The sequence below is a fragment of the Methylobacterium sp. Leaf466 genome (genome assembly GCF_001425565.1).
Taxonomy (GTDB): domain Bacteria; phylum Pseudomonadota; class Alphaproteobacteria; order Rhizobiales; family Beijerinckiaceae; genus Methylobacterium.
In genome coordinates this window covers 332,502-357,891 of sequence record NZ_LMRC01000031.1, presented here as the reverse complement: position 1 = coordinate 357,891, position 25,390 = coordinate 332,502, and the positions used below count along the sequence as shown (strand labels likewise).

General features: G+C 70.7%; 26 protein-coding genes and 1 pseudogene. 19 read left to right on the top strand and 8 right to left on the bottom strand.

Translation table 11 applies throughout. The features are described from left to right. Positions 1-26 precede the first annotated feature (26 nt). On the bottom strand, positions 27-1,859 hold the full coding sequence (locus ASG59_RS13135; protein ID WP_056409274.1) for a methylmalonyl-CoA mutase subunit beta: 1,833 nt from the start codon (positions 1,857-1,859) through the stop codon (positions 27-29). 115 nt (positions 1,860-1,974) lie between these two features. Further along, positions 1,975-2,778, bottom strand: a complete 804-nt coding sequence (locus ASG59_RS13130; RefSeq protein WP_056283492.1) for an undecaprenyl-diphosphate phosphatase — start codon at positions 2,776-2,778, stop codon at positions 1,975-1,977. A gap of 230 nt (positions 2,779-3,008) precedes the next feature. Between ASG59_RS13130 and ASG59_RS13125 the strand changes: the two genes are divergently transcribed. From ASG59_RS13125 to ASG59_RS13115, 3 genes are all read left to right on the top strand, one after another. Beyond that, complete coding sequence (locus ASG59_RS13125; protein ID WP_055887906.1) at positions 3,009-3,701, top strand: glutathione S-transferase family protein; 693 nt, start codon at positions 3,009-3,011, stop codon at positions 3,699-3,701. 103 nt (positions 3,702-3,804) lie between these two features. Next, a complete protein-coding gene (gene queG, locus ASG59_RS13120) occupies positions 3,805-4,977 on the top strand; it encodes a tRNA epoxyqueuosine(34) reductase QueG (RefSeq protein ID WP_082528763.1) in 1,173 nt (390 codons plus the stop codon). A gap of 17 nt (positions 4,978-4,994) precedes the next feature. Then, entirely contained in the window at positions 4,995-5,864 is an 870-nt protein-coding gene (locus ASG59_RS13115; RefSeq protein WP_056409389.1) for an SDR family oxidoreductase, read from the top strand. Here ASG59_RS13115 and ASG59_RS13110 read toward each other — a convergent pair. The 4 genes from ASG59_RS13110 to ASG59_RS13095 all read right to left on the bottom strand — a co-directional run bounded on the left by ASG59_RS13110 (position 5,819) and on the right by ASG59_RS13095 (position 9,236). Further along, complete coding sequence (locus ASG59_RS13110; RefSeq protein WP_056409272.1) at positions 5,819-6,967, bottom strand: acyltransferase; 1,149 nt, start codon at positions 6,965-6,967, stop codon at positions 5,819-5,821. The genes ASG59_RS13115 and ASG59_RS13110 overlap by 46 nt on opposite strands. Before the next feature lie 118 nt (positions 6,968-7,085). Continuing rightward, a complete protein-coding gene (locus ASG59_RS13105) occupies positions 7,086-8,105 on the bottom strand; it encodes a GNAT family N-acetyltransferase (RefSeq protein WP_056409270.1) in 1,020 nt (339 codons plus the stop codon). A 197-nt stretch (positions 8,106-8,302) separates the two neighbouring features. Next, positions 8,303-8,692, bottom strand: a complete 390-nt coding sequence (locus ASG59_RS13100; RefSeq protein ID WP_056282816.1) for a hypothetical protein — start codon at positions 8,690-8,692, stop codon at positions 8,303-8,305. A 181-nt stretch (positions 8,693-8,873) separates the two neighbouring features. Continuing rightward, positions 8,874-9,236: a hypothetical protein gene (locus ASG59_RS13095; protein WP_200938188.1), complete on the bottom strand. Its 363-nt coding sequence runs from the start codon at positions 9,234-9,236 to the stop codon at positions 8,874-8,876. 227 nt (positions 9,237-9,463) lie between these two features. On the opposite strand from ASG59_RS13095, the gene ASG59_RS13090 reads away from it, so the two are divergent. The 16 genes and pseudogenes from ASG59_RS13090 (at position 9,464) to ASG59_RS13015 (ending at position 23,663) form a co-directional block, all read left to right on the top strand. Continuing rightward, positions 9,464-11,014 (top strand): helicase HerA-like domain-containing protein, encoded by a 1,551-nt coding sequence (locus ASG59_RS13090; RefSeq protein ID WP_056409268.1) that lies wholly within the window; start codon positions 9,464-9,466, stop codon positions 11,012-11,014. 491 nt (positions 11,015-11,505) lie between these two features. Then, positions 11,506-11,817: pseudogene (rplU, locus tag ASG59_RS13085) on the top strand (50S ribosomal protein L21); the annotation flags it as partial. Positions 11,818-11,943: 126 nt separating this feature from the next. Next, a complete protein-coding gene (rpmA, locus tag ASG59_RS13080; RefSeq protein ID WP_055887924.1) occupies positions 11,944-12,210 on the top strand; it encodes a 50S ribosomal protein L27 in 267 nt (88 codons plus the stop codon). 150 nt (positions 12,211-12,360) lie between these two features. After that, positions 12,361-13,395 carry a GTPase ObgE gene (gene obgE, locus ASG59_RS13075; protein ID WP_055887928.1) on the top strand — a complete coding sequence of 345 codons (1,035 nt, stop codon included), beginning with the start codon at positions 12,361-12,363 and terminating at the stop codon, positions 13,393-13,395. A gap of 62 nt (positions 13,396-13,457) precedes the next feature. After that, positions 13,458-13,721 (top strand): type II toxin-antitoxin system VapB family antitoxin, encoded by a 264-nt coding sequence (locus ASG59_RS13070; protein ID WP_056409266.1) that lies wholly within the window; start codon positions 13,458-13,460, stop codon positions 13,719-13,721. Continuing rightward, positions 13,718-14,122, top strand: coding sequence for a type II toxin-antitoxin system VapC family toxin (locus ASG59_RS13065; RefSeq protein ID WP_056409264.1), 405 nt, complete (start codon positions 13,718-13,720; stop codon positions 14,120-14,122). Before ASG59_RS13070 ends, ASG59_RS13065 begins: the two co-directional genes overlap by 4 nt. Beyond that, the gene (proB, locus tag ASG59_RS13060) at positions 14,119-15,240 is read left to right on the top strand and encodes a glutamate 5-kinase (protein WP_056409263.1); all 1,122 of its coding nucleotides are present in this window, start codon (positions 14,119-14,121) and stop codon (positions 15,238-15,240) included. Before ASG59_RS13065 ends, proB begins: the two co-directional genes overlap by 4 nt. Positions 15,241-15,331: 91 nt before the next feature. Next, positions 15,332-16,630: a glutamate-5-semialdehyde dehydrogenase gene (locus tag ASG59_RS13055; protein ID WP_056283483.1), complete on the top strand. Its 1,299-nt coding sequence runs from the start codon at positions 15,332-15,334 to the stop codon at positions 16,628-16,630. A 105-nt stretch (positions 16,631-16,735) separates the two neighbouring features. Beyond that, the gene (locus ASG59_RS13050) at positions 16,736-17,356 is read left to right on the top strand and encodes a nicotinate-nucleotide adenylyltransferase (RefSeq protein ID WP_082494480.1); all 621 of its coding nucleotides are present in this window, start codon (positions 16,736-16,738) and stop codon (positions 17,354-17,356) included. Between the two features lie 2 nt (positions 17,357-17,358). Further along, entirely contained in the window at positions 17,359-17,796 is a 438-nt protein-coding gene (gene rsfS, locus ASG59_RS13045; protein ID WP_082494447.1) for a ribosome silencing factor, read from the top strand. 39 nt (positions 17,797-17,835) lie between these two features. Next, entirely contained in the window at positions 17,836-18,336 is a 501-nt protein-coding gene (rlmH, locus tag ASG59_RS13040) for a 23S rRNA (pseudouridine(1915)-N(3))-methyltransferase RlmH (RefSeq protein ID WP_056409261.1), read from the top strand. 62 nt (positions 18,337-18,398) lie between these two features. Further along, on the top strand, positions 18,399-19,709 hold the full coding sequence (locus ASG59_RS13035) for a peptidoglycan DD-metalloendopeptidase family protein (RefSeq protein WP_244472324.1): 1,311 nt from the start codon (positions 18,399-18,401) through the stop codon (positions 19,707-19,709). Next, positions 19,709-21,031 (top strand): S41 family peptidase, encoded by a 1,323-nt coding sequence (locus tag ASG59_RS13030; RefSeq protein WP_055887946.1) that lies wholly within the window; start codon positions 19,709-19,711, stop codon positions 21,029-21,031. The genes ASG59_RS13035 and ASG59_RS13030 overlap by 1 nt, the downstream gene beginning before the upstream one ends. Positions 21,032-21,179: 148 nt before the next feature. Beyond that, positions 21,180-22,385, top strand: coding sequence for a divergent polysaccharide deacetylase family protein (locus tag ASG59_RS13025; protein WP_055887949.1), 1,206 nt, complete (start codon positions 21,180-21,182; stop codon positions 22,383-22,385). Positions 22,386-22,440: 55 nt separating this feature from the next. After that, positions 22,441-22,995 carry an RNA pyrophosphohydrolase gene (locus tag ASG59_RS13020; RefSeq protein ID WP_056409258.1) on the top strand — a complete coding sequence of 185 codons (555 nt, stop codon included), beginning with the start codon at positions 22,441-22,443 and terminating at the stop codon, positions 22,993-22,995. Positions 22,996-23,018: 23 nt separating this feature from the next. Further along, the gene (locus ASG59_RS13015; RefSeq protein ID WP_056409256.1) at positions 23,019-23,663 is read left to right on the top strand and encodes a DUF2939 domain-containing protein; all 645 of its coding nucleotides are present in this window, start codon (positions 23,019-23,021) and stop codon (positions 23,661-23,663) included. 46 nt (positions 23,664-23,709) lie between these two features. Here the strand turns inward: ASG59_RS13015 and ASG59_RS13010 are convergent, their stop codons facing one another. Then, positions 23,710-24,789, bottom strand: coding sequence for an ROK family protein (locus tag ASG59_RS13010; protein ID WP_055887959.1), 1,080 nt, complete (start codon positions 24,787-24,789; stop codon positions 23,710-23,712). A gap of 100 nt (positions 24,790-24,889) precedes the next feature. Continuing rightward, a complete protein-coding gene (locus ASG59_RS13005) occupies positions 24,890-25,267 on the bottom strand; it encodes a hypothetical protein (RefSeq protein ID WP_055888113.1) in 378 nt (125 codons plus the stop codon). Positions 25,268-25,390 lie beyond the last annotated feature (123 nt).

Sequence of the window (25,390 nt, the reverse complement as noted above, 5' to 3'; positions counted from 1 at the left end):
GCCCACAACGGTTGCGGGCTGGGCGCTCAGGCCGCGGCCGCCGTGGCCAGCGCCGCCCCCAGCAGCGCGAGGAGGTCGCCGCCGGCATGGAGGTAACCGGTGACGCCGGCCTGCCTGAGCGCCGCGTCGAGGTCGCCCGGCTTGCCGGCCAGATAGATCTCGCGGGCGCCCGCCGCCTTCAGGGCCTCGGCAGCCGCCACCGCATGGGTGGCGTAGAGCGCATCGGACGAGCACAGGCAGGCGATGGCCGCGCCGGATGCGGTGAAGGTCTCGGCCAAGGCTGCGGGCTCGACGAAGCCGTCGTTGCCCAGGGCCTCGATGCCGCCCGCCGCAAAGGCGTTGGCCGCGAAGGTCGAGCGCGCGTTGAAGACCGCCACCGGGCCGAGGTTGGCCAGGAACACCGCCGGGCGCTTGCCCGAGGATGCCAGATGCGCATCCGACGTGTCGCGCAGCGCCTCGTAGGGCTCGGCGAGGCGGTGCGAGGGCAGGGCGGCCTCGCCCGCCGGCATGGGAGCGGCGGCCGGCACGTCGAGGACGGTGACGGGCTTTTCGTAGAGGTTCGGGAATTCGCTGGCGCCGGTGAGCGCCTCGCGGCGTGTCGCCACCGCCTTGGTGCGGGTCGCCCGCATCGCCGCGATCCGACCCTGGAGGTGTCCCGCCCGGAGGCTGGCGAGGATGCCGCCCTCGCGCTCGATCTCCTGGAAGCCGGCCCAGGCGGTCTCGGCCAGCGATTGCGTCAGGGTCTCGAAGCTGCCCGCGCCGGCGGCCGGGTCGGCGACCCTGGCGAGGTTGGATTCCTCGATCAGCACGATCTGGCTGTTGCGTGCCACCCGCCGGGCGAAACCGTCTGAGAGGCCGAGTGCCAGGGTGTAGGGCAGGGCGGTGACCGCATCGGCGCCGCCCAGGCCCGCGGAGGCGGTGGCGAGCGTCGTGCGCAGGATGTTGGTGAAGGGCTCGCGCCGGGTCATCATCCGCCAGGCGGTCTCGGCATGCAGGCGCAGGGGCTTCGGGTCGAGCCCGCAGGCGGCCTCCACCCGCGCCCACAGCCGGCGCATGGCGCGGAACTTGGCGATGGTCAGGAACTCGTCGGCATCTGCCACCAGCAGCACGGCGATCGCGTCGCGCGCCCGTGCCAGGTCGTGGCCGGAGGCCTCGAGGCCGCGCAGGTAGGCCACGGCGGTGGCGAGCACGGCGGCGAGTTCCGCCCCCTCGCTGGCGCCGGCCTCGTGATAGGGGCGCCCGTCGGCGAGCATGGCGCGGCCGGTGAAGCCGGCCGCATCGAACGTCGCCAGCAGCGCGGCGGCCTGCGACAGACCCTCGTCCGCCTCGGCGCCCGTGGCCGCCAGGGTGCCGATCGGATCGAGACCGAGATCGAGGTCGAGGGCGCCGAGCGCCTCGCCGCGGGCCTCGGCCAGGGCCTTGACGAGTTCCGCGGCTTCGATGCCACGGACGCCGGCGTCGAGGCGCAAGCCGATGAGCGGCAGCATCACGCCCGACAGGGCGGTCTCGAGGGCGGTGACGTCGTGGGCTTCGAGCCCGTAGCCGCGGGCGGACGGCGCGCCGGCAAAGACCAGGGTAAGCGCGTCGGCGCCGCCTTCGAGGTCGGCCAGGGCGAGCGCGTTGGCGGCGGCCGGATCGGGATGGTCGAGGCGCTGGGAGATCCGCCACGGGCCGGGCGCCCGCATCGGCTGGGCCACCGGCTCGGCCGCCTCGTAGAGCGGTTCGATCCGGATGCCGTCGGCGCTGCGCGAGACCAGCCGCTTCTCGAAATCGCCGCCCTTGAGCACGCCTTCCACCAGGCCGAGCCAGCGCTCGCGGGTGGCCGGCGGAAACAGGTCGGCGAAGGGGCGGTCTTCCATCGTCAGGGTCTCGCGAGCGATGCGCCGGCCGAGCGTGGCCGGACACGGTTTCGCTGCAAGCCCTCGCATGACGGGCCGCGTGGAGGCAATCGCCTTGTGGCTGTGCCCGCGACGCCTATCCGAACACGATCAGGCCCGCGAACCCGAGCGACCCGACGATGATCCGCCACCAGGCGAACAACCGGAAGCCGTGGGCCGAGACGTAGTCGAGCACCGTGCGCACCACGATCAGGGCGGAGATGAAGGCGGTGATGAAGCCGATGACGATGAGGCCGGTGTCGTCCACCGTGAGGTTCTTGTAGTTGTCGAGCAGGTCCTTGGCGAAGGCGCCGGCCATCGTCGGCATCGCGAGGTAGAACGAGAACTCGGTGGCCGAGCGCTTGTCGGCCCCCATCAGCATCGCGCCGACGATGGTGGCGCCCGAGCGCGACACGCCGGGGATCATGGCCAGGCACTGGAACAGGCCGATCTTGAGGTCCATCACCAGGGGGAAGTCGAACACGTCGCGTTTCTCGACCTCGAGGTCGGTCTCGTCGATGACGAGCAGGACGAGGCCGCCGGCCACCAGGGTCGCGCAGACGATCCACGGGTTGAACAAGTAGTACTTGATGTATTTCGACAGGAGGCCGCCGATGATCGCCGCCGGCAGGAAGGCGATCAGGATGCCGAAGACGAAGCGGCGCGCCCGCGGATCGTTGGGGAAGGCCAGCGCCACGCCCAGCAGGCGGCGGAAGTAGACCGTCAGGATCGCCAGGATGGCGCCGAGCTGGATCAGCACCTCGAAGGTGTTGTTGGGCGACTTGAAGCCGATGAAGTGCCCGACCAGGAGCTGGTGTCCGGTGGAGGACACTGGGATGAACTCGGTGGCGCCTTCCACCACGCCGAGCACGACCGCCTTCGCGATGCCGACCGCATCCATCATCTGATCGCCCCGATATCGTGGTGGTTGGGTGTCGCGTTCATCGCGCCGTCGAGCGGGCCGCGGGGCAGGCTTGTCCGATCGCGGTTGACGGACGGTTACCGTGAAAGGTCGAGCGTGTTAATGAGGCGGCAACGATTGAGCAATAAGTCTCAACCGCGGCCCGTTCACGAGGGGCTTCGACACGGCCCGTCGGCCCGACGCGCCGAAACCCGTCCGAAACGGCCTCGATGGCGACGCTGCACCATTCCCCCTTCTGTCCGCACTCACGTTTCGTGCGCCTGGTCCTGGCCGAGATGGGCATGGAGCCGGCCCTCGTCGAAGAAAAGCCGTGGGAGCGTCGCGACGCCTTCCTTCTCCTCAATCCCGCCGGCACCACGCCGGTCCTCGTCGAGGAGACGGGGCTGGCCGTGCCGGGGCCCGGCATCATCGCGGAATATCTCGACGAGACCCGCGGGCTCGGCCTCAGTGGCCGGCGCCTGCTGCCGGAGGTCACCGCCGACCGGGTCGAGGTCCGCCGGCTGCTCGACTGGTTCCTCGTCAAGTTCGACGCGGAGGTGACCGGCTACCTGGTGCTGGAGAAGATCCACAAGCGGTTCATGACGAGCGCGGTGGGCGGCGGCCCGCCGGACATGCACGCGATCCGCGCCGCGCGCACCAACGTGCGCTACCACCTCAAATACATCGGCTACCTGATGGGGCGGCGGCGCTGGCTGTCGGGCGACCATCTCACCTATGCCGATCTCGCGGCGGCGGCCCATCTCTCCTGCGTGGATTACCTCGGCGACGTGCCATGGGACGAGGACGAGACCGCCAAGGACTGGTACGCGCGGGTGAAGTCGCGCCCGTCCTTCCGCACCCTGCTCGCCGACCGTGTGCCCGGCATGGCCCCGGCCGACCATTACGCGGACCTCGATTTCTGACGTCCTTCGCGCGGCTCCCGATCCGGCACGGACGCCGTTTCCCGGGCGGGCGCGGAGCCCGTTCCGGGAAACGCCGATGCGTGACGAGCCGGCCTCCGCCGGCATGAAACAGCCCCGAAAGATCCTCGCCGGCGGCGAACTCCGGGACGCCCTCGAGACCCGCGCCCGCCGTCTCGGCTTCGACCTCGTCCGGGTGACGACGCCCGACGCCGTGCCGGGCCTCCCCGAAGACCTCGCGGGCTGGCTCGCCGCCGATTTCCACGGCGGGATGGCGTGGATGCAGGACCGCGCCGACCAGCGCGCCGACCCGGCCGTGCTGTGGCCGCAGGTCCGGTCGGTCGTCATGCTCGGGATGAACTACGGTCCCGAGACCGATCCGTTGTCGCTCCTCGAACGGCGGGACCGCGGCGCCATCGCGGCCTACGCCCAGCGGCGCGACTACCACGAGGTGCTGAAGGGCAAGCTGAAGGAACTCGGCGGCTACCTCTCGGCCAAGGGCGACGTCCGCGTGAAGGTGTTCGTGGACACCGCCCCCGTGATGGAGAAGCCGCTGGCGGCCGCCGCCGGCCTGGGCTGGCAGGGCAAGCACACGGTGCTGCTGTCGCGGGCGTTCGGGAACTGGCTGCTCTTGGGCGCCATCTACACCTCGGCCGCGTTCGAGCCGGATGCGCCCGAGGCCGACCATTGCGGCGGCTGCCGGCGCTGCCTCGACATCTGCCCGACGGGCGCGCTGCCGGCGCCCTACCGGCTCGATGCGCGGCGCTGCATCTCCTACCTCACCATCGAGCACGAGGGGCCGATCGCGCCGGAGTTCCGCGCGGCCATCGGCAACCGCATCTTCGGCTGCGACGATTGTCTCGCCGTCTGCCCTTGGAACAAGTTCGCCAGGGCGGCGGGCGAATCGCGGCTGGCGGCACGCGACGACCTCCTCGCGCCGCCGCTGGCCGACCTCGCCCGCCTCGACGAGGCGGCGTTCCGGGTCCGCTTCGCCGGCACGCCGATCAAGCGGACCGGGCGCGACCGCTTCCTGCGCAACGTTCTCATCGCCATCGGCAATTCGCGGGACGAGACCTTGGCGCAGGGCGCCCTCGACAACCTGCGCGATCCGTCCGCCCTGGTGCGCGGCATGGCGGTGTGGGCGGCCGCCCGACTCCTCGATCCGGCGCGCTTCGCGATCCTCGCCGACGACCACGCGGGCCGAGAAACCGACGCCGACGTGCTGGCGGAATGGGACGCCGCGCGCGATATGGCCCCGGTGCGCCCCAGCGCGACCTGACGACGGAGACCAGCCCCGTGAACCTGTTCGTCTTCGGCCTCGGCTTCACCGCCCGCCATTTCGCCGAACGCGAGGGCGCCCAATTCGCCGCCGTGCGGGCCACCGTCACCGACGGGGCCCGTACCGACGCCATCGCCCGCGAGACGACGTTCGCCATGCGCACCTTCGGGCCGGAATCCGACGACCCGCGCATCGCGGCCGATCTCGCCGAGACCGACGCGCTCCTCGTCTCGGCGCCACCGGACCGCGACGGCGACACGGTGCTGCGTCGCTACGGCGCCGCGATCCGCGACAGCCGCATCGGCTGGATCGGCTACCTCTCCACCATCGGCGTCTACGGCGACCACGACGGCGCCTGGATCGACGAGGACACCCTACCCATCCCCAAGAGCGCGCGCTCGCGCGGCCGCCTCGCGGTGGAGGAGGCCTGGCTCGATCTCGGCCGGCAGACCGGCAAGGCGGTGCAGGTGTTCCGCCTGTCGGGCATCTACGGCCCGGGCCGCAACCCGCTGGTGAAACTGCGCGAGGGCAAGTCGCAGCGGATCATCAAGGCCGGCCAGGTCTTCAACCGCATCCATGTGGACGACATCGCCACGACGCTGATGGCCTCGATCCGCCGGCCGCGGCCGGGGGCGACCTACAACGTCACCGACGACGAACCGACGCCGCCGCAGGTGGTCACCGAATACGCCGCCGCCCTCGCCGGACTGCCGCTGCCGCCGGAGGTGGATTTCGAGACCGCTGATCTCAGCCCGATGGCCCGCAGCTTCTACGGTGAGAACAAGCGCGTGCGGAACCGGCTGATCCGCGAGGAACTCGGGGTCGACCTCGCCTACCCGACCTACCGGGAGGGCTTGGCCGCCCTGGTGGGCGACGCCTCGGCCTGAGCCGGGCGGGGCGCATGCCCGACCACCCCCAGGGCGCGAAAGATCAGCGCCCGGACCTGGCGCGGACGCTCCACGAACCGGGCCGCCACGTAGGACAGGCCTTGCGCCACCGCGAGGGCGACGAGGAGGGTCAGCACCGTCCCGAACGCCCCGGGCACCCAGCCCTGGTGGGCCCGGAGCGAGAACACCAGCGTCATGACCGGCACGTGGATGACGTAGAGCGTGTAGGAGAACGCCGCCGCCCCGCGCCAGGCCGTGAACAGGCGGGTGGCGCGGCCGTCCCGCGTCGCGAGGTTCAAGAGGCACAGCGCCAGCGGCAGGCCGAGGGCGGCCTGGTAGGCGAGCAGGCCGCGGTGGTCGCTCAAGGCGTCGACGTAGCCCGGGTCGCTCACCGTCGCGAGGGGGAGCACCAGAAGCAGGGCGGTCGCCGGCCACAGCAGGCCCGAGTCCGCCCAGGCCCCCAGGCGGTGGCCGAACAGCGCGGCACCGGCCCCGGCGGCGAACAGGGCGAGGGATTGCGGGTAGAAGAATCGGTCGGCGGTGATGGCGATCATCCCGACCACCACCGTCCCTGCCACGAGGCGCACGAGCCCGGTCCGGACCAGGGCCAGGGCGGCGAAGGCCGCGACACCGTAGAGGTAGACCTCCTGGCGCAGGGACCACAGCGCCCGGTCGATGACGAAGGTGGCGTCCCCCGGCCCGAAGGTCAGCGTGATGCCGCGCAGGAACGCGATGAGGTCGAGGCGGTAGGGGTCGCCGGTGCGGGTCAGCAGCGGCAGCCCGGCATGGCCGATGGCGCCCACCGCGAAGGTGACGACGATGGCCAGGATCAGGGGCGGCCAGATCCGGGCGATGCGGTGGACGGCGTAGGGCAGCACGAACCGGTCGCGGTCCTGCGCGATCAGGCGCGACAGGCTCGTGGCGATCACGAAGCCGCTCAGGGAAAAGAACACCATCACCGAGAGGCGCCCGACCCACTCGACGACACCGGCCACCGGTGCCTCGAGGTGCGGATAGGCCATCCCGAGGGCATGGCTCACCAGCACCGCCTGCGCCGCGATCCCGCGCACCCCGTCGAGGGCCTCGTACCGATAGCCGCGCATGGGCGCCCCGTTTCTCCACGCCTCGGCGGAAGGGGCGTCGAGGCCCCGTCCGCCCCGCGGGTTTAGTCGTGGCGCGGCGGGGTGAGCAAGCCTGTCCCGTCGGGTCGGGCCGCCCGGGTCAGGCGGCCCTGCGGTTCGCGGCCGGACCGAAGTGGTCGATGTAGCGGGCGGCGATGGCCGAGACCGGCAGCACCACGAAGACGTCGGTGGTGCCGAACTGGTGATCGACCACGGCGCCGTCGCCGAAGGTGGCGCCGACCCGCAGGTAGCCCTTGATCAGCGGCGGCAGTGCCTGCAGCGCCGCCTTCGGGTCGATCGCCTCGCGGGCGAGGCGGTCCATCGCCACGTAGCGGCCGGGCAGCGCGCGCGCGCGCCAGGCGTCGGGCGCCCGGGCGTGGTGGTGGAGGAAGCTCAAGGGCACGGCCAGCCGATCGGGGTCGGTGCCCTCCAGGCTGGCGCAGCCGAGCATCGCGTCGATGCGGTGATGCTGGACATAGGCCCAGATGCCGGCCCACAGCAGCTCCACCGTGCGCTTGGTCCGATAGGGCTTGAGGACGCACGAGCGGCCGAGTTCGAGAAACCTCTTGCCGGGGTTGGCCGCGAGCAGGGGCGCGATGTCGTACTCGCCGGCGGTGTAGAAGCCGAAGTTGCGGTCGGCGGCGTCCTGGCGCAGCAGGCGGTAGGTGCCCACCACCTTCGGGCGCGGCTTGCGGAAGGGCTTGGCCTCGGTGGCGGCGTGGTCGATGACGAGGAGGTGGTCGCAGACCGTGTCGTAATCGTCGATGTCGCGGCGCGCGAGCAGGGTCATCCCGGTGGGGATCGCCGACATCTCCTCGTAGAACACCCGGTAGCGCAGGCGCTGCGCCCGGCGGATGTCGGGCACGGATGTGGCCAGACGCACTTCGAGGTTGCCGATCCGGCCGAGGCTCGGGTCGAGGCCCGGCGCCGCCAGCGGCCTCTTGAGGCGCGGCTTGAACTTGATCGGGACACCGCCGGGCGGCAGGAAGCCGAGGCCCGGAAACGCGGCGAGGCCCGCGTCGACCCGCTTCTGCCGGAACCGGGCGAGGGGGGCGTGCACATGCGCCTCCCAGCCGTTGAGCCACGCCGCCGAGGCGTCACGCGCGAAATTCGGGACCATCGGATCCGCCCTGCGAGGCGCCTGGGCTGGCTCCCGGTGGAGCCGTCGGCCTCGTGCCTCGACCGCTTCCATCAATCACGAAGCGGGAACGCTTTTATGACAGATCTTCGCGTGACGACAGAGGAGCTTAAGGCGTAGGTGGACCCGCTCCGGCGACCTCCCGCGAAGGGTAGCCGCCGAAGCACCGCGCGGTCCGGTCAGACGAACTGGTTGAGGCCGGGGATGGAGCCGACGATGGGGCCCATCACGTCCTCGCCGGCCTTTTCGCGGCCATAGGCGAACAATTCACGCCCGAGGGGCTGCATCTGACCCATCGGCACGCCTGCCGCCATCAGCTTCTGGCCGAGCGCCATGACGCCGCCGCCCATCATCCCGCCGAGCATGCCCATCAGGCCGCCGCCGCCGCCCTCGCCCGCGTTGGAATCGGCGATGAGGGCTTCCGATCCCGGCATCGCCGCAAGCAGCTGCGCGACCTCGGTGGCCGGCCCTTCCTTCTGCAGGAAGGCCAGGATGTGGCCGAGGGCCGTCTGCGCCGTCGCCGCATCGAGGCCGGTCACGCTCGTGACGCGGGTGATCAGTTCGTCCATGTCCAAGGCTCCGCCGAAAAGGAAGCTCGTCCTTCGAGCCTCGCCGCCGTGAAATCAAGGGCGGCCGGGCGAGGGAGCCCCGATGGACCGGGATATTCGGACAGGGCGACGCAACGGGCTTCGCTCGGACCTCGACATCCGGTCGGGCGCCCCGCGAGTCCGCGGCGCGCCCGTGTTCCGATCAGAAGCCGCGGCCGATGTAGCCGGGGCCGCCGCCGAGGATGTTGCCCGGGCCGATGCCAATGCGGGCGGGGCCGCGGCCATAGCCACCCCGGCCATAGCCACCGTAACCGCCACGACCGTAGCCGCGACCGCCGTAACCGCCACGACCGTAGCCACGATTGCCGTAGCCGCCACGACCGTAACCGCCACGACCGTAACCGCCGCCATAACCGCGGCGGCCGTAACCGTACTGGACGGTATCCGTCGCCAGGGGTGCCACGTCGGCGGTCGGGACGGGCATGGGGGCCGCCGACACCGCTGCGGGCGCGAAGAAAAGGCCGGCGGCGATGAGGCCGGCGGCCAGGGTGATCGATTGTTTCACGCGGTATCCTCCGTGAGATGCGCCGTGTCCGAACCGGAGGCAGGCGATCTCGTGGGGAGGTAACGCACGCCGGAGGTGTTTCGGCACGCGGCGGCACGAAACATCGTTTACGCCACGCTTCGACGTACGCCGTCCCGATGCGGTCGGCCTGGAAAAGACGGCCGGCGACCGCCATAACCGCAGGCGCCGCGCCTTTGCGCACGGCACGAGGTTTGGAGCGGACGATCATGCAGGGCGACAGCCAGGATCTCGACGGCAAAATCCTCGACGGCAAGATCCTCGTGGGCAAGAGCGGCGCCAAGCCGGAGGCCCTGACCCTCAGGCTCGCCAACCGCCACGGCCTCGTGGCCGGCGCCACCGGCACGGGCAAGACCGTGACCCTCCAGGTGATGGTGGAAGGATTCTCCAACGCCGGCGTCCCGGTCTTCGCCGCCGACATCAAGGGCGACCTCTCGGGGCTGGCCGCCGACGGAGAAGCCAAGCCCGTCTTCGTCAAGCGGGCGCAGGAACTCGGCATCACCTACGAGCCCGACCGGTTTCCCACGGTGTTCTGGGACCTGTTCGGGGACCAGGGCCATCCGATCCGCGCCACGGTCATCGAGATGGGGCCGCTGCTGCTGGCGCGGCTCCTCGAACTCAACGACACCCAGGAGGGCGTTCTCAACATCGCCTTCCGGATCGCCGACGACAACCAGTGGCCGGTGCTCGACCTCAAGGACCTGCGGGCGCTGCTGCTCTACCTCACCGAGAACCTGAAGGAGATTTCGGGGACGTACGGCAACGTCTCGGCCGCATCGGTCGGCGCGATCCAGCGCCAGCTCCTGATGCTGGAGAACCAGGGGGCCGACCGGTTCTTCGGCGAACCGGCGCTCGACCTCAACGACTTCATGAAGCGCGACCGCGACGGGCGCGGCATCGTCAATATCCTGGCCGCCGACAAGCTGATGCAGCGGCCCAGGCTCTACGCCTCGTTCCTGCTGTGGATGCTCTCCGAGCTGTTCGAGCAGCTTCCCGAAGTGGGCGATCTCGACAAGCCCAAGCTGGTGTTCTTCTTCGACGAGGCGCACCTGCTGTTCGACGACGCGCCCAAAGCCTTGCTCGACGCCGTGGAACAGGTGGTGCGCCTGATCCGCTCCAAGGGAGTCGGCGTCTACTTCGTGACGCAGAACCCGCTCGACGTGCCCGAGACCGTGCTCGGCCAGCTCGGCAACCGGGTACAGCACGCGCTGCGCGCCTTCACCCCGCGCGACCAGCGCGCCGTGAAGGCCGCCGCCGAGACGTTTCGCCAGAACCCCGGTTTCGACGTGGCGAAAGCCATCACCGAACTCGGCGTCGGCGAAGCGCTGGTCAGCTTTCTGGAGGCCAAGGGCACGCCCTCCGTGGTGGAGCGCGCGCTGATCGCGGCCCCCCAGGGCCGGGTCGGGCCGCTGACGCCGGCCGAGCGCGCCGACCTCATCGCCAAGAGCCCGCTGCGGGGGAAGTACGATCAGGCGATCGACAACGAGAGCGCCTACGAGATCCTGGCCAAGCGCAAGGGGCTCGATGCGGGCGGCGCCGAGGCGGCGCAGGAGTCGGAGGGTGGCCTGACGGGCATGCTCGGCGGCCTCGTCGGCGGAATGTTCGGTGGCAAGCCGGCGACGGGAAAAGGCCGCCGCCCGCCCCAGAGCCTCGCCGAACAGGTGATCGGCAACGCCGCCCGCTCGATGGCGCGGACGGTAGGGACGCAGGTGGGGAACGCGATCCTGCGCAACGTGCTGGGTGGGTTGATGAAGCGGTGAGGCCCACTGCGTGACGCTCCGGCGAAATTTTCGCGCCGCTTTTACCCCTTGCTGGGAGGCGGCGGCGTTTTCGCTGGTCTGACGCGGAGGGTTGCCCAGCCGCCTCCATCCTTGGTCCCTCCCCCGAAGGTAGAGAGGAAAGCTCCTTCAGCTTGGTCGATCCGAAGCGCGCGACCTGATACGAGACGGCTGAGAACCGGGGCCAGTTCTGAACGAACTCGGTGCACAAGCTTGAATTCTGCTGGCCATCATCGTGCGCGGTCCGTCGATCGCGGAAGCTGTCCGCGCGGACGAACAGCCGGCGACCACCAGTTTGCCGTCCTTGACAAATCACGTCGATCGAGCCTAACGAACCGGAGCAACGCGCGGCTTCCTCGCAGAAGTCCGCGCGTTTCGCGTTCGCGCATCGCTCGACCGGTGCCGCGGATGACCTGAACAAGAAGACGGCCCAGGCGCCAGCCGGAGGCCGGCAGAGAACACGAGAGAGAACGATGTTCGCAGTCATCAAGACGGGCGGCAAGCAGTATCGCGTTGCCGCCAACGACACCATCACCATCGCCACGCTCGAGGGCGAAGAGGGCTCGGCCGTCACCTTCGGCGAGGTGCTGCTGTTCGCCGACGGCGAAGGCGCCACCGAGGTCGGTGCCCCCATGCTGAGCGGCATCAGCGTCGTCGGCGAGATCGTCAGCCACGGCCGCGACAAGAAGGTCATCGCCTTCAAGAAACGCCGCCGGCAGAACTCGCGGCGCAAGCGCGGCCACCGCCAGCACCACACCGTGGTGCGGATCATGGAGATCAGCGCCGGCGGCAAGTCGTCGAAGGCGCCCGAGCGCAGGGCCAAGACCGTGAAGAGCTCCGAGGGCGAATTCGCCTCCGCCGAAGCCTGATCACCGCCCCAGCGACGCAACACCAATTCGGAGCACATCCAGATGGCCCACAAGAAAGCAGGCGGCTCGTCCCGCAACGGCCGCGATTCCGCCGGCCAGCGCCTCGGCGTCAAGAAATTCGGCTCGGAGGCCGTGATTGCCGGCAACATCATCGTTCGCCAGCGCGGCACCAAGTTCCACCCCGGCGTCAACGTCGGCATCGGCACCGATCACACCCTGTTCGCCAAGGCTGATGGCCGGGTCGAGTTCCAGGTCAAGCGCGGTCGCGCCTTCGTGGCGGTGATCCCGATGCAGGAAGCCGCCGAGTAGGCATCCGCATCGTCACGGGCGATCCTGTCCGAAGGATCGTCCGACGCGCAACGAGACCCCGGGGGAGATGGGAAACCGTCTTCCCCGTTGTCGTTTGTCTCAAGGGTCGGCGAGGGATCGCCGACCCGAACCCGTGAAACGAGTCCGGCCGTGAAATTCCTCGACGAAGCCAAGGTCTATGTCCGCTCCGGAGACGGCGGCGCCGGCTGCGTCGCGTTCCGGCGCGAAAAGTTCATCGAGTTCGGCGGCCCCAACGGCGGCGACGGCGGGCGCGGCGGCGACGTCTGGGTCGAATGCGTCGACGGGCTCAACACCTTGATCGACTACCGCTACCAGCAGCACTTCAAGGCCAAGAAGGGCGAGCACGGCATGGGCTCGAACCGCCACGGCGCCAATGGCGCCGACGTGGTGCTGAAGGTGCCCGCCGGGACCGAGATCATCGCCGAGGACGGCGAGACGCTGATCGCCGACATGACCCACGTCGGCCAGCGCGTGCGGCTGGCCAAGGGCGGCAACGGCGGCTTCGGCAACGCCTATTTCACCACCTCCACCAACCGGGCGCCCAAGCACGCCAATCCCGGTTTGGAGGGGCACGAGCAGTGGATCTGGCTGCGCCTGAAGCTCATCGCGGATGCCGGTCTCGTCGGCCTGCCCAACGCCGGCAAGTCGACCTTCCTCGCCACGGTGACGGCGGCCAAGCCCAAGATCGCGGATTATCCCTTCACCACGCTGCACCCGGGCCTCGGCGTGGTGCGCTCGGACGAGCGCGAGTTCGTGCTGGCCGACATCCCAGGCCTGATCGAGGGCGCGCACGAGGGCGTCGGGCTCGGCGACAAGTTCCTCGCCCACGTGGAGCGGTGCCGTGCGCTCCTCCACCTCGTGGACGCCACCTGCGAGCACGCCGGCAAGACCTACAAGCTGGTGCGCAAGGAGCTGGACGCCTACGGCCACGGCCTCACCGACAAGCCCGAGATCGTCGCCCTCTCCAAGGCGGACACGGTCGATCCCGACACCCTCAAGGAGCAGGTGGCGCGCCTGAAGCGGGCGGCCAAGGTCAAGCCGCTGATCCTGTCCTCGGCCACGGGCCTCGGCGTGCAGGACGCCCTGCGGGCGATCACGCGGGAGATGCAGGAGGCCAAGGCCGCGGAGGCCGAGCGCCAGCCGGCGGAGGCGTGGCAACCGTGAGTGACGGCTGCGGGACACGCCGTTAGCATGCCCGCCATCATGCTTCTGATGGGAGGCGGGCGATGAACAAGCGGCTGACCATGCGCGAGGAGGATGTCACCATCGCGCACACCATTGCCGACAGGCTGGGAACGAGCGTCGACGAGGCCGTTGCGACGGCACTTCGAGAACTCGAGCAACGGATCCGACAACCGGTGTTGAGCGCTGCGCAGCAGGCCGATCTCGATGCGATTCGCGCCCTCGTCGAGGAGGCGCAGAAGCATCGTCTGCCCGGCGCCATCAATGATCATGGCTACCTCTACGATTGGAACGGCCTGCCGGCATGATCGTCGTCGACACCTCCGCGATCGTGGCGATCGCTCTCGAGGAGCCGGAGGGACGGATCTTCGACGAACTGATGGTCGGGCGTGGAGCGATCATCGGAACGACCACGCTCTTCGAAGCACGGATGGTCCTCAGTTCGTTCATGCCGACATTCGCCGACACGTTCCTTGACGGATTAACCGCGCGTTCGAGCGTGTCCGTCTCCAGCTTCACCCTGGAGATGTATCGGGCCGCGACCGACGCTTTCACGCGCTACGGCCGAGGTCGCGGGCATCCGGCGTGCCTGAATTTCGGCGACTGCCTCACCTACGCTGTCGCCAGGGTCCATGGGCTACCCTTGCTGTTCAAGGGCAACGACTTCGTGCACACGGACATCGAGCCCGCGTACCGACCTGCCCCATGACCCCCTCCCTCCAGGATTTCCGCCGCGTCGTCATCAAGGTCGGGTCGGCGCTTCTCGTCGATCGCGGTCGCGGGCGCCTGCGCCACGCCTGGCTGGCGGCGCTGGCCGAGGACGTGGCCGACCTGCATGCGCGGGGCGTCGACGTCCTCGTGGTCTCGTCGGGCTCCATCGCGCTCGGCCGGACGGTGCTGGGCTATGCGCCGGGCGTCCTGCGCCTCGAGGAGAGCCAGGCGGCGGCGGCCGTCGGCCAGATCGCCCTGGCGCGCTACTGGTCCGAAGCGCTCGGGCACCACGGCATCGTCGCGGGCCAGATCCTGGTGACGCCGCAGGATACCGAGGAGCGCCGGCGCTACCTCAACGCCCGCGCCACCGTGCTCAAGCTCCTCGAAGTGCGCGCCGTGCCCGTCGTCAACGAGAACGACACGGTGGCCACCAGCGAGATCCGCTACGGCGACAACGACCGGCTCGCCGCCCGGGTCGCCACCATGATCGGCGCCGACGTGCTGGTGCTGTTCTCGGACATCGACGGCCTCTACACCGCCCCTCCGGCGAGCGATCCCGATGCCCGCCACCTGCCGCTCATCGAGCGCATCACGCCGGCCATCGAGGCGATGGCGGGCGGCCCGGCTTCGGAACTGTCGCGGGGCGGCATGCGCACCAAGGTCGAGGCGGCCAAGATCGCCACGGGTGGGGGCACCCACATGGTCATCGCCGACGGACGCGAGAAGAATCCCCTACGCAGCATCCTCCAGGGCGGGCGCTGCACGTGGTTCCTGTCGGGCTCCAACCCGGTGGCCGCCCGCAAGACCTGGATCGCCGGCTCCCTCGAACCGCGCGGCATCCTCGTCATCGACGACGGCGCCGCCCGGGCGCTGCAGGGCGGGGCCAGCCTGCTGCCGGTGGGCGTCACGAGGATCGAGGGCAGCTTCGGGCGCGGCGACGCGGTCATCATCCGCGACGTGTCCGGCCGCACCCTCGGGCGTGGGCTCGTCGCCTACGACAGCGCCCAGGCCGCCCGTATCATCGGCCGTCCCAGCCGCGAGATCGCCGACCTCCTCACCCATCCCGGGCGGGCGGAAATGGTGCATCGCGACGACATGGCGATGGTGGGCGAGTGAAGCACGCCGTGCTTGTTTTGCCCCATACCGGGTGGCATGACGGGCCGGCAGCGCGGGACCCGTCGCGGGGGACGCTGCCAGGAATACGATGGTGCCCATTGCGAATCTGAGATCCGACCCTTCCGTCGCGACCGACCTCACCGACGCGATGCACGGCATCGGCCGGCGCGCCCGCGCCGCCGCCCGCCTGATGGCGCTGGCCTCCGCCCAGACCAAGGACGTCGCCCTGCGGCTCGTGGCCGAACACCTGCGCGCGGCCGGCGACACGATCCTCGCCGAGAACGCCCACGACGTCGCCGCCGCCAGGGCCGCCGGCCAGACTCATGCGCTGATCGATCGCCTGACCCTCGATCCCGTGCGCCTCGCCGGCATCGCCGAGGCCGTCGAGAAGATCGGCGCGCTGCCCGATCCGGTCGGTCGCCAGGTCGCCGCCTTCGAACGGCCCAACGGACTCCTGATCGAGCGCATCGCCGTGCCGCTCGGGGTCATCGGCGTGATCTTCGAGAGCCGGCCCAACGTCACCGCGGACGCCGGCGCCCTCTGCCTCAAGGCCGGGAACGCGGCGATCCTGCGCGCCGGCTCGGACAGCCACCGCACGTCGCTGGCCATCGCCACCGTCATGCGCGCGGGCCTGGAGGCCGCCGGCCTTCCCGCCGACGCCGTGCAGATCGTGCCCACCCGCGACCGCGCGGCGGTGGGCGCGATGCTTTCGGGGCTCGACGGTTGCATCGACGTCCTGGTGCCCCGCGGCGGACGCGGGCTCGTCGAGCGGGTCCACGCCGAGGCACGGGTGCCGGTGTTCGCGCATCTCGACGGCATCTGCCACGTCTACGTCGCGGCTGAGGCCGATCTCGACATGGCCCGCACCATCGTCCTCAACAGCAAGATGCGCCGCACCGGCATCTGCGGCGCCGCCGAGACGCTGCTGGTGGACCGGGCCTGCGCCGGCACCCATCTGCGCCCCCTCGTGGAGGCGCTGATCGACGCCGGATGCGCCGTGCGCGGCGACGAGGCGGTGCAGGCCGTCGATGCGCGGGTGAGCGCGGCGACGCAGGCCGATTGGCGCACCGAATACCTCGACGCCGTCATCGCGGTGCGCGTGGTCGACGGGCTCGGCGCCGCCATCGACCACATCGAGACCTACGGATCGCACCATACCGACGCCATCGTCACCGAGGACGGCGGCGAGGCGACGCGGTTCCTGGCCGAGGTCGATTCGGCCATCGTCGTCCACAACGCCTCGACCCAGTTCGCCGACGGCGGCGAGTTCGGCTTCGGGGCCGAGATCGGCATCGCCACCGGCCGGATGCACGCCCGCGGCCCGGTCGGCGTCGAGCAGCTCACCACCTTCAAGTACCGCGTCCACGGGAGCGGGCAGACCCGCCCGTGACGCGCGCGCGTCCGTTGCGTGTCAGCTCCTGGGCCCGGGTCGATGCCCTTTCCGCGCCGGCTTGACTTCGTCCTGCCGGCACCGCTCCCGCCGGCCTTTCCCGGCATGCGGATCGGCCTCTACGGCGGATCGTTCGATCCGGCCCATTCCGGCCACCGCCACGTGAGCCTCGTCGCGCTGCGTCGCCTCGCCCTCGACCGGGTCTGGTGGATGGTGAGCCCGGGCAACCCGCTCAAGGACCGCGGTCGTCTCGCGCCGGCCGCCGCCAGGGTCGCGGCCGCGGCCCGCATCGCCGCCCATCCGCGGATCGCGGTGACGGATTTCGAGAGCCGGATCGGCGCCCGCTACACCCGCCAGAGCCTGCGCCACCTGGTTGCGCGCCTGCCCCAGGTCCGCTTCGTGTGGATCATGGGGGCCGACAGTCTCGCGAACTTCCACCGCTGGCAGGGATTCGCCGAGATCGCCGCGCTGATGCCGATCGCGGTGATCGACCGGCCCGGCTTCACGTTGTCGGCGCCCAGCGGGCGGGCCGCGCAGGTGCTCGACCGCTGGCGCCTGCCCGAGCGGGATGCCTCGACCCTCGCCGCGCGGACGCCGCCGGCCTGGGTGTTCCTGCACGGGCCGCGCTCGACGCTGTCGTCGACGCTGATCCGTCGGCAGGCGGAGATGCAGGACGAAGGATTGAAAATGCGGCGGGATGATATCAATCTCCCGCAAACAGGCTAAAGATGAGTGCGACGCCACCATCATTTCGAGGAACCGAGACTCTGTCCGACCCGACCCAAGAAGGAACCCCGGGTTCCGACGCCGCCACCGACCGGAAGATCGGCGATCTGCGCGCGCTCGCCCTCGATTGTATCGAGGACATGAAGGCCGAAGATACGATCGAGATCGACCTCGCCGGCAAGACCTCGCTGGCCGATGCGATGATCATCACCTCCGGGCGCTCGCAGCGTCATGTCGGTGCCATCGCCGATCGCATCCTTCAGGACATGAAGTCGAAGGGCTTCGGTGGTGCCCGCGTCGAGGGACTGCCCGCCTGCGACTGGGTGCTGATCGATGCCGGCGACATCATCGTCCACATCTTCCGGCCCGAGGTGCGGGGCTTCTACAACCTCGAGAAGATGTGGGGCGTCGACCGCCCCCTGGGCCTGCTGGCAGGCTAAGAGCGCCCCGTCCCCGCGCCTGCACACCGGGAGACTGCCTTGCGCCTCCTCGTGGCCGCCGTCGGACGCCTCAAGGCCGGACCGGAGCGCGACCTTGCCGCACGCTACCGCGATCGTGCGATCCCGATCGCGCGCGGGCTCGGCTTTTCCGCCTGCGACGTGGTCGAGATCGCGGAGAGCAGGGCACGGCGGGCGCCCGACCGTTGTGCCGAGGAAGGCACGGCGATCCTCGCGCAATGCCCCGCGGCCGGCGTGCTTCTCGCCTACGACGAGCGCGGACGCAGCGATCTGCCGAGCCCCACCCTCGCCGGGCGCATCGCCGACTGGCGCGACGGGCAGCGTCCCGTCCTGGTCATCGCGATCGGCGGGGCCGACGGCCTCGACCCCGAGGTGCGCCGCCGCGCCGACCTGACCCTCTCGTTCGGGGCCGCCACGCTGCCGCATGGGCTTGTGCGGGTGCTCGTCCTGGAGCAAGTCTACCGCACGCTGACCATCCTCTCCGGCCACCCCTATCACCGCGGCAACCCCGACGAAGCATGATCGGCACGCGGCGTCGAAACTGGATCGGTCGGGACGGCGCGCGCAGTGGGATCGCCGGCCTGTTGTGCCTTCTCACGGCCCCGGCCGTCGCGCAGGGACCGTCGCCCGAAAAACCGCCCGAGAAACCGCCCGAGGCCGTCGAGGCGATCCAGCGCAGCCTCGACGAGAAGGCGCGCCGGGCCGAGAACCTCAAGCGCGTCGAGGAGGCCCTGGCCGCCTCCAACACCGCCAGGGCGCAGCTCGAAGCGGAGGTCGCGGCGATCGGCGGGGATCGCGCCAAGCTGAACGCCGCCCTCCTCGACGCCGCCCGGCAGTCCCAGGCCACCGAAGACCGGATGACGCGCCTCGAAGAGCGCCTCAAGACGCTCGGCGCCAGCGAGGAGGCGATCCGGCGCTCCCTGGAGGCGCGCCGCGGCGTCATCGCCGAGATCCTCGCCGCCCTGCAGCGCATGGGCCGCCGCCCGCCTCCCGCCGTCCTGGTGCAGCCCGAGGACGTCCTCGTGGTCATCCGCACATCGATGCTGCTCGGCGCCATCGTGCCCGAACTGCGCGGCGAGGCCGAGACCCTGGCCGCGGACCTCGGCGAGATGGTCCGCCTGCGCGGGCAGATCGCCTCGGACCGCGAGGCTCTGACCAACGACCTCGCCGGCTGGGCGAAGGAGCAGCAGCGCCTCAACGCCCTCGTGACCGCCCGGCGCGCCCGCCTCGCCGAGGTCGAGGGCGGGCTCGCCGCCGAGCGGACGCGCATCGCCGCGCTGGCGGTCCAGGCGCGCAGCTTCAAGGATCTGCTCGACCGCATGGAGTCCGAGGTCGCCTCCGCCCGCAAGGCGGCGGAGGAGGCCCGCGCCGCCGAGACGCGCGAAGCCCGCGCCACCCAGGAGCGTTTTGCCGCAGCCGGCCTGCGCGATCCCGCACGTCTCTCGCCGAAAATCCGGTTCGCGGACGCCCGCGGCGACCTGCCACGCCCGGTCAGCGGGACCCTGGTGCGGACCTTCAACCAGCCCGACGGCACCGGCGGCAGCACCCGCGGCATCTCCCTGGCGACCCGTCCCAAGGCGGTGGTGTCCTCGCCCGCCGACGGTTGGGTCTCCTTCGCCGGACAATTTCGCTCATACGGGCGACTCTTGATCATCAACGCCGGCGATGGCTACTATCTCGTGTTGGCGGGCATGGATCAGATCAACGTCGACGTCGGGCAGTTCGTGCTGGCCGGGGAGCCTGTGGCGGTGATGGGGGAAGGCGGCCCCGGTCCCCAATCGCCGGGCGGCGAGCGTAACGATCCGACGCTCTACGTCGAGTTCAAGAAGGACGGGGGCTCCATCGATCCGGAGCCTTGGTGGGCGAAAAGCCCCAGCGAGAAGGTTCGCGGATAATGCGCAAGATTTCCCTGGTTCTGGTCGGCGCGTTCCTGGGCGCCGGTACATCCATCGTCGCGACCCAGACGCACCTGCTCTCCGGAACCAGCGCGGTGGCGGCCTCCGCGGAGACCTATCGCCAGCTCAGCCTGTTCGGCGACGTGTTCGAGAAGGTCCGCACCGACTACGTCGAGAAGCCCGACGAGGCCAAGCTGATCGAGGCGGCCGTCAACGGCATGCTGACCTCCCTCGACCCGCATTCGAGCTACATGGATTCCAAGAGCTTCCGCGACATGCAGGTGCAGACGCGCGGCGAGTTCGGCGGCCTCGGCATCGAGGTCACGATGGAGGACGGCCTCATCAAGGTCGTGACACCGATCGACGACACCCCCGCCTCCAAGGCCGGCATCCTCACCAACGACATCATCACCCAGATCGACGACGATCAGGTCCAGGGGCTCACCCTGAACCAGGCGGTCGACAAGATGCGCGGCCCGGTCAACTCGCCGGTCAAGCTCAAGATCAGCCGCAAGGAGGCCAAGGAGCCCCTGCTGGTCACGCTCAACCGCGATGTCATCAAGATCAAGCCGGTCCGGTCGCGGATCGAGGGCGGCGACGTCGGCTACATCCGCCTGACCCAGTTCAACGAGCAGACCTTCGACGGCCTTCGCACGGCGATCGACAAGGTCACCGCCGAGATCGGTCCGGAGAAGCTCAAGGGCTACGTGCTCGACCTGCGCAACAACCCCGGCGGCCTCCTTGACCAGGCGGTGCTGGTCTCCGACGCCTTCCTCGACCGCGGCGAGATCGTCTCCACCCGCGGCCGCAACGCCGACGAGACCCAGCGCTTCTCAGCCAAGGGCGGCGACTACACCAAGGGCCGGCCGGTGGTCGTCCTCGTCAACGGCGGCTCGGCATCGGCGTCCGAGATCGTCGCCGGCGCCCTGCAGGACCACAAGCGCGCGACGGTGCTCGGCACCCGCTCGTTCGGCAAGGGCTCGGTGCAGTCGATCATCCCGCTCGGCGGCAGCGGCGCTCTGCGCCTGACCACGGCGCGCTACTACACGCCGTCGGGCCGCTCGATCCAGGCCAAGGGCATCGAGCCGGACGTCGAGGTCACGCAGGAGATCCCCGACGAGCTGAAGGGCAAGGACGAGACCAAGGGCGAGGCCGGCCTCAAGGGCCACCTGAAGCAGAAGGACACCGAGGAGCGCGGCGGTTCCTCGGCCTATGTCCCGCCGGATCCGGCCAAGGACAAGCAGCTGATCGCGGCCACTGACCTCCTGCGCGGTGTCCAGAAGGGTGCCGCCAACACCCCGAAGGCAGCCGTTCCCAACTAGCCCCGAGGGCGGCCCTCGCGGGTCTTAGCCGGACGTTAACCATGGCGGCCTCCAATGTCGGTGCGGACCGACGCTGGAGGCCGCCTCGTTCGTTGATGGACGGGGATGACGGCCGGCGTGCGCTCCACGGCCGAGGAAGCAGGCAGGCGTGGCCTCCGACGACATCCTGACCCGTCCCCTCGGACAGCCCGTGTCGAAGGCCGAGCGGTTGCGCGCGTTGCTGCGGCAGCGCCCCTCCCGCGCGACGGCGTTCGGGGCGCTCGCGGCCGCGGTCGTGATCGGCGGCAGCGTTCTGGCCGTCACAGGCGATCCCCAGGGCGGCGAGCCACGGGCGCACGCCGTCATCAGCCTGCGCGAGCCCGAAGCGGCCACGGTTCCGGCGCCGCCCCCCGAGCGGGTCGCCTCCGGTCCCAGTTCCGCCAGCGACGTCGAAGGCGCCTCGGGCGTCAACGTCGTGCGTCCCCTCGGCACCGCCGCTCCCACCGATGCGGTCATCATCCGCGTTCCGAACGAGGCGGGCGTGACGCTCGCCGCCGCGCCCGATCCGCGGCTGGTGGAGCGCAGCCGCCACGGATCGGTGCCCAAGATCGGGGAGGGCCGTCGCCGTCCCCTCGACGTCTACGCCCGGCCCCTCGCCGGCGTGACCGGCGGCCCGCGCATCGCCCTCGTCGTCACCGGCCTCGGCGTCGGCCAGGCGGCCACGGCCAGCGCCGTCGCCAAGCTGCCCGCTGCCGTCAGCCTCGCCTATTCGCCCTATGGCACCGAGCTCGAACGTTCCGTCGCGAGGGCGCGGGAGGCCGGGCACGAAGTGCTTCTGCACGCGCCGATGGAGCCGTTCGACTATCCCGACAGCGATCCCGGCCCGCAGACGCTGCTGACCACCTCGCGGCCCGCCGAGACGCTGGATCGCCTCGCCTGGGCGATGAGCCGGTTCAGCGGCTTCATCGGCGTCGTCAACTTCATGGGCGCCAAGTTCACCGCGGATGCCGCCGCCCTCGAGCCGGTGATGCGCGACCTCGGCCAGCGCGGTCTGGGCTTCCTCGACGACGGCGCCTCGCCGCGCAGCCAGGCCCTGACGGTGGCGGCCAAGACCAAGACGCCGGTGGCGCGTGCCGAGATCGTGGTCGATGCGGTGCCGCGTCCGGAGGCGATCGACCGCGAACTCGCCCGGCTCGAGACCGAGGCCAAGGCCAAGGGGTTCGTCCTGGCCTCGGCCGGGGGCATGCCGATGACGATCGAGCGTATCGCCCGCTGGTCGCGCGATCTCGAAGCGCGCGGCGTGCGCCTCGTTCCGGTGAGCGCGGCACTGCGAGGCCCGGCGGCCGGCGCCCGCCTCACCAGCGCGGCCCCGTGACGGATCGAGGCCGCGCGTTGCGGTCCGGGCGCCGGCTGCCCTATGGTCCCGCGCGATGACGACAGATTCAGACACGACCCGCGGCGCCGGCGCCGATCTTCCCTATCGCGCCTGCGTCGGAATCGCGCTGCTCGATGCCAAGGGGCGGGTGTTCGTCGGCCGGCGCCGGGCCGACGCCGGCCCCGAGCACGTCGCCGACGGCCGTGCCTGGCAGATGCCCCAGGGCGGCATCGACGAGGGCGAGGACCCCAAGGCCGCCGCCCTTCGCGAGCTCTACGAGGAAACCAACGTGTCCCCCGACCGCGTCGTGCTGCTGGCGGAGGCGCCCGGCTGGCTGTCCTACGACCTGCCCCCCGACGTGCTCAGGCAGGTCTGGAAGGGGCGGTATCGCGGGCAGTCGCAGAAGTGGTTCGCGTTCGGCCACCTCGGCACCGATGCGGACATCGACGTCCTGCATCCGGGCGGCGGCGCCCATCCGTCCGAGTTCGACGCCTGGCGTTGGGAGGCGATGGCGGCGTTGCCGGACCTGATCGTTCCGTTCAAGCGGCCGGTCTACGAGGGCGTGGTCGCCGCCTTCTCGGGGCTCGCCGGCTGGCGGGACCGGTCGTGAGCGGCCGGAGCTGAGGGCGCGCCATGCGCTGGTGGTCGCTCCCGATCGGTCTGGCGCTCGGCTGGTTCCTCTTCACGCTCACGCCGCTCTGGGCGCTCTACGACCTCGCCAGGGCCGTCCAGGCGGGCGACGAGGCCTACGTCGAGCGGCACGTGAACTTCCGCACCCTGCGGTTGTCCCTCGTGCGCCAGGCCACCGCGGCGGCACGGGCGAGCACCGAGGCCGCCGAGCCGCGCGAGCGCATCGTCGATACGGCGATGGTGCTGGCCGTCCCCCTGGTGGAAACCTTGGTGACGCCGCGCACCGTCATCGACTTCCTCGACGACGGTCGGCCGCAATCGGTCGAATCGGCGGACGAAGCGGCCGGGCCGGCCCCGTCCCGATCCGGCGGCCTGCGCGTCGACGGCTTCGGCAAGCTCGTCGCGTTCTACCTGACCTCCGAGATGCGGGGCTTTCGCACCGTGGTGCTGAGGGTTCCCCCCGGTCACGGCGAGCCGCGGCAATTCAGGATCCGCCTTCGCCTGCGCGGCTGGACCTGGCGCCTCGTGGACATCGACCTGCCCGAGGACATGCGCCAGCGCCTGGCAAAGACACTCGCGCAGGCCACGGCGCCGCGGTCGCGCAACGGTAAGCCATCGGAGACGAAGCCGTCGGACGTGAAACCCTGACGAACGCATCGGGCGTGATCGTCCGGGATGCGAGCCCGGGAGGCGATCAGGCGTCCTCGGGCAGCGCCTGTCGGCTCGTGAAGCGGGCGTTGCCGAGGCCCGTCCCGATGGTGAGGACACCCCACCTGGCGACATCGTGCATGTGCGGGACCTCGCTGAGGCCCTGCACCACGGCGTCGTTGTGCATGACCACCATGGTGTCGTGGTCGCCGATCCGCGGGATCGCCGCGAGGATGCGGCCGGGCAGGTTGAAGCCTTCGCCCTCCCAGTCCCCCGGCAGGTTCTGGCCGCCCCGGGCGATGGTGCCGTCGGGCTCGATCCGGCCGGGGCACCCGATCCCGATGAAGGGCGCCAGCGCCAGGTCGGCCCGCTCGGCGCGCCGGATCAGGTCGGTGAGCATGGCGATGAGCCGGTCGACGGCCTCGTCGCGGCTCGGGCTCGGCTCGTCGTCCACATGGCGCCAGATCTCGGACCGGAACACCGCCACCCGCGACAGGTCCGGCGCCTTCTTCAGGTGGGTCTCGATGACGCCCGCCCGGATGTTGCTGCCGCCGATGTCGACGGCCAGCAGGCTGTCGTAGCCCGCGAAGATCCAGGCCGGAGCGAGGTGGACGGCGCCGATCAGCCCGGCGTCGTCGGGATGGTTGCGGATCGGCTCCATGACGATGTCGAGCCCGCCCCCGCGCAGGATCGCCGCCGCCCTGGCGATCGCCAGGCGACCGACGAGGCTGTCGCGCAGGCCTCCGCCCACCACGATGTGCGAGGTGTCGCGCCAGCCCTTCTGGCGCAGGAAGCGGCGCACCAGCCGTGCCAAGCCCTGGGCGAACTCCTCCACGGCGCTGAACACCACTCCCGCGGCGAGCGGCGCGTCGCCGGTGAGGGCCTCGTCGAGGCGCTTCTTGCTGATCGTCTCGCTCGGCCGGTCGGCAAGGGGGTCGGGCCCGAGCTCGCGCATCCTGCCGCGCCACTCCTCGACGAGGGCGCGGAACGCCTTCTTCGAGACCTGGTCGCCGACGAAGCCCTCGTCGTCCTTCAGTTCGATGTTGGTGGAATCCACCACCACGGCGGGCAGGTCGAGCGATCCGTGGAAGAGTGCCGATCGTCCCGACTTGCTGCCGCTCGCCATCGTGTCGCTCACCGTTTCGATTGGTTCGACCGAACACCGCCGGCCCCGCCCGACAACGCGTCAGGCGCGATCGGGCTACGGGGCTGGCCGTCGCCGCGTGTCAGCGCTTGGCGGGGGCCGGCTCGATGCCCGGCACGACCTTGGGCTTGCGGGCTTCCGCGATGCCCTCGGCCTTGTCCTCGTCGGTATCGCCGCCGCGCTCGATGGTGGTTTCCGGGTCGGCGGCGAGCTTGGCGACGATCTTCATCAGCGCCTCGCATTCGGCGGCGTACTTGTAGGTGTCCAGCACGATGGCCGCGTCGCGCAGGGTGCGCAGGTCGCGCACGGTCTGCTTGTTGGCGGCTTCGCGCAATTCGCTCTTGTCGGCGATCGCCTCCTCGAGCTTGGCGCTCTTCACGTCGCAGGCCGCCGCCGGGTGGGCGTAGGCGAACAGGAGGGCGATGGCGATCAGCAGCGTGCGGGCATAGACGGGTCGCATGGGGATCTCCAAGGGTGGCGCTCGAAACGGGCGCGCCAGGCGTCGGCGCGCGACCCGGGGGCGCGGTTCGCTGGGAAACGGATGCCGGGGTCGTAAGGCTCCCGGCACGCCGTCGTGGGAAAG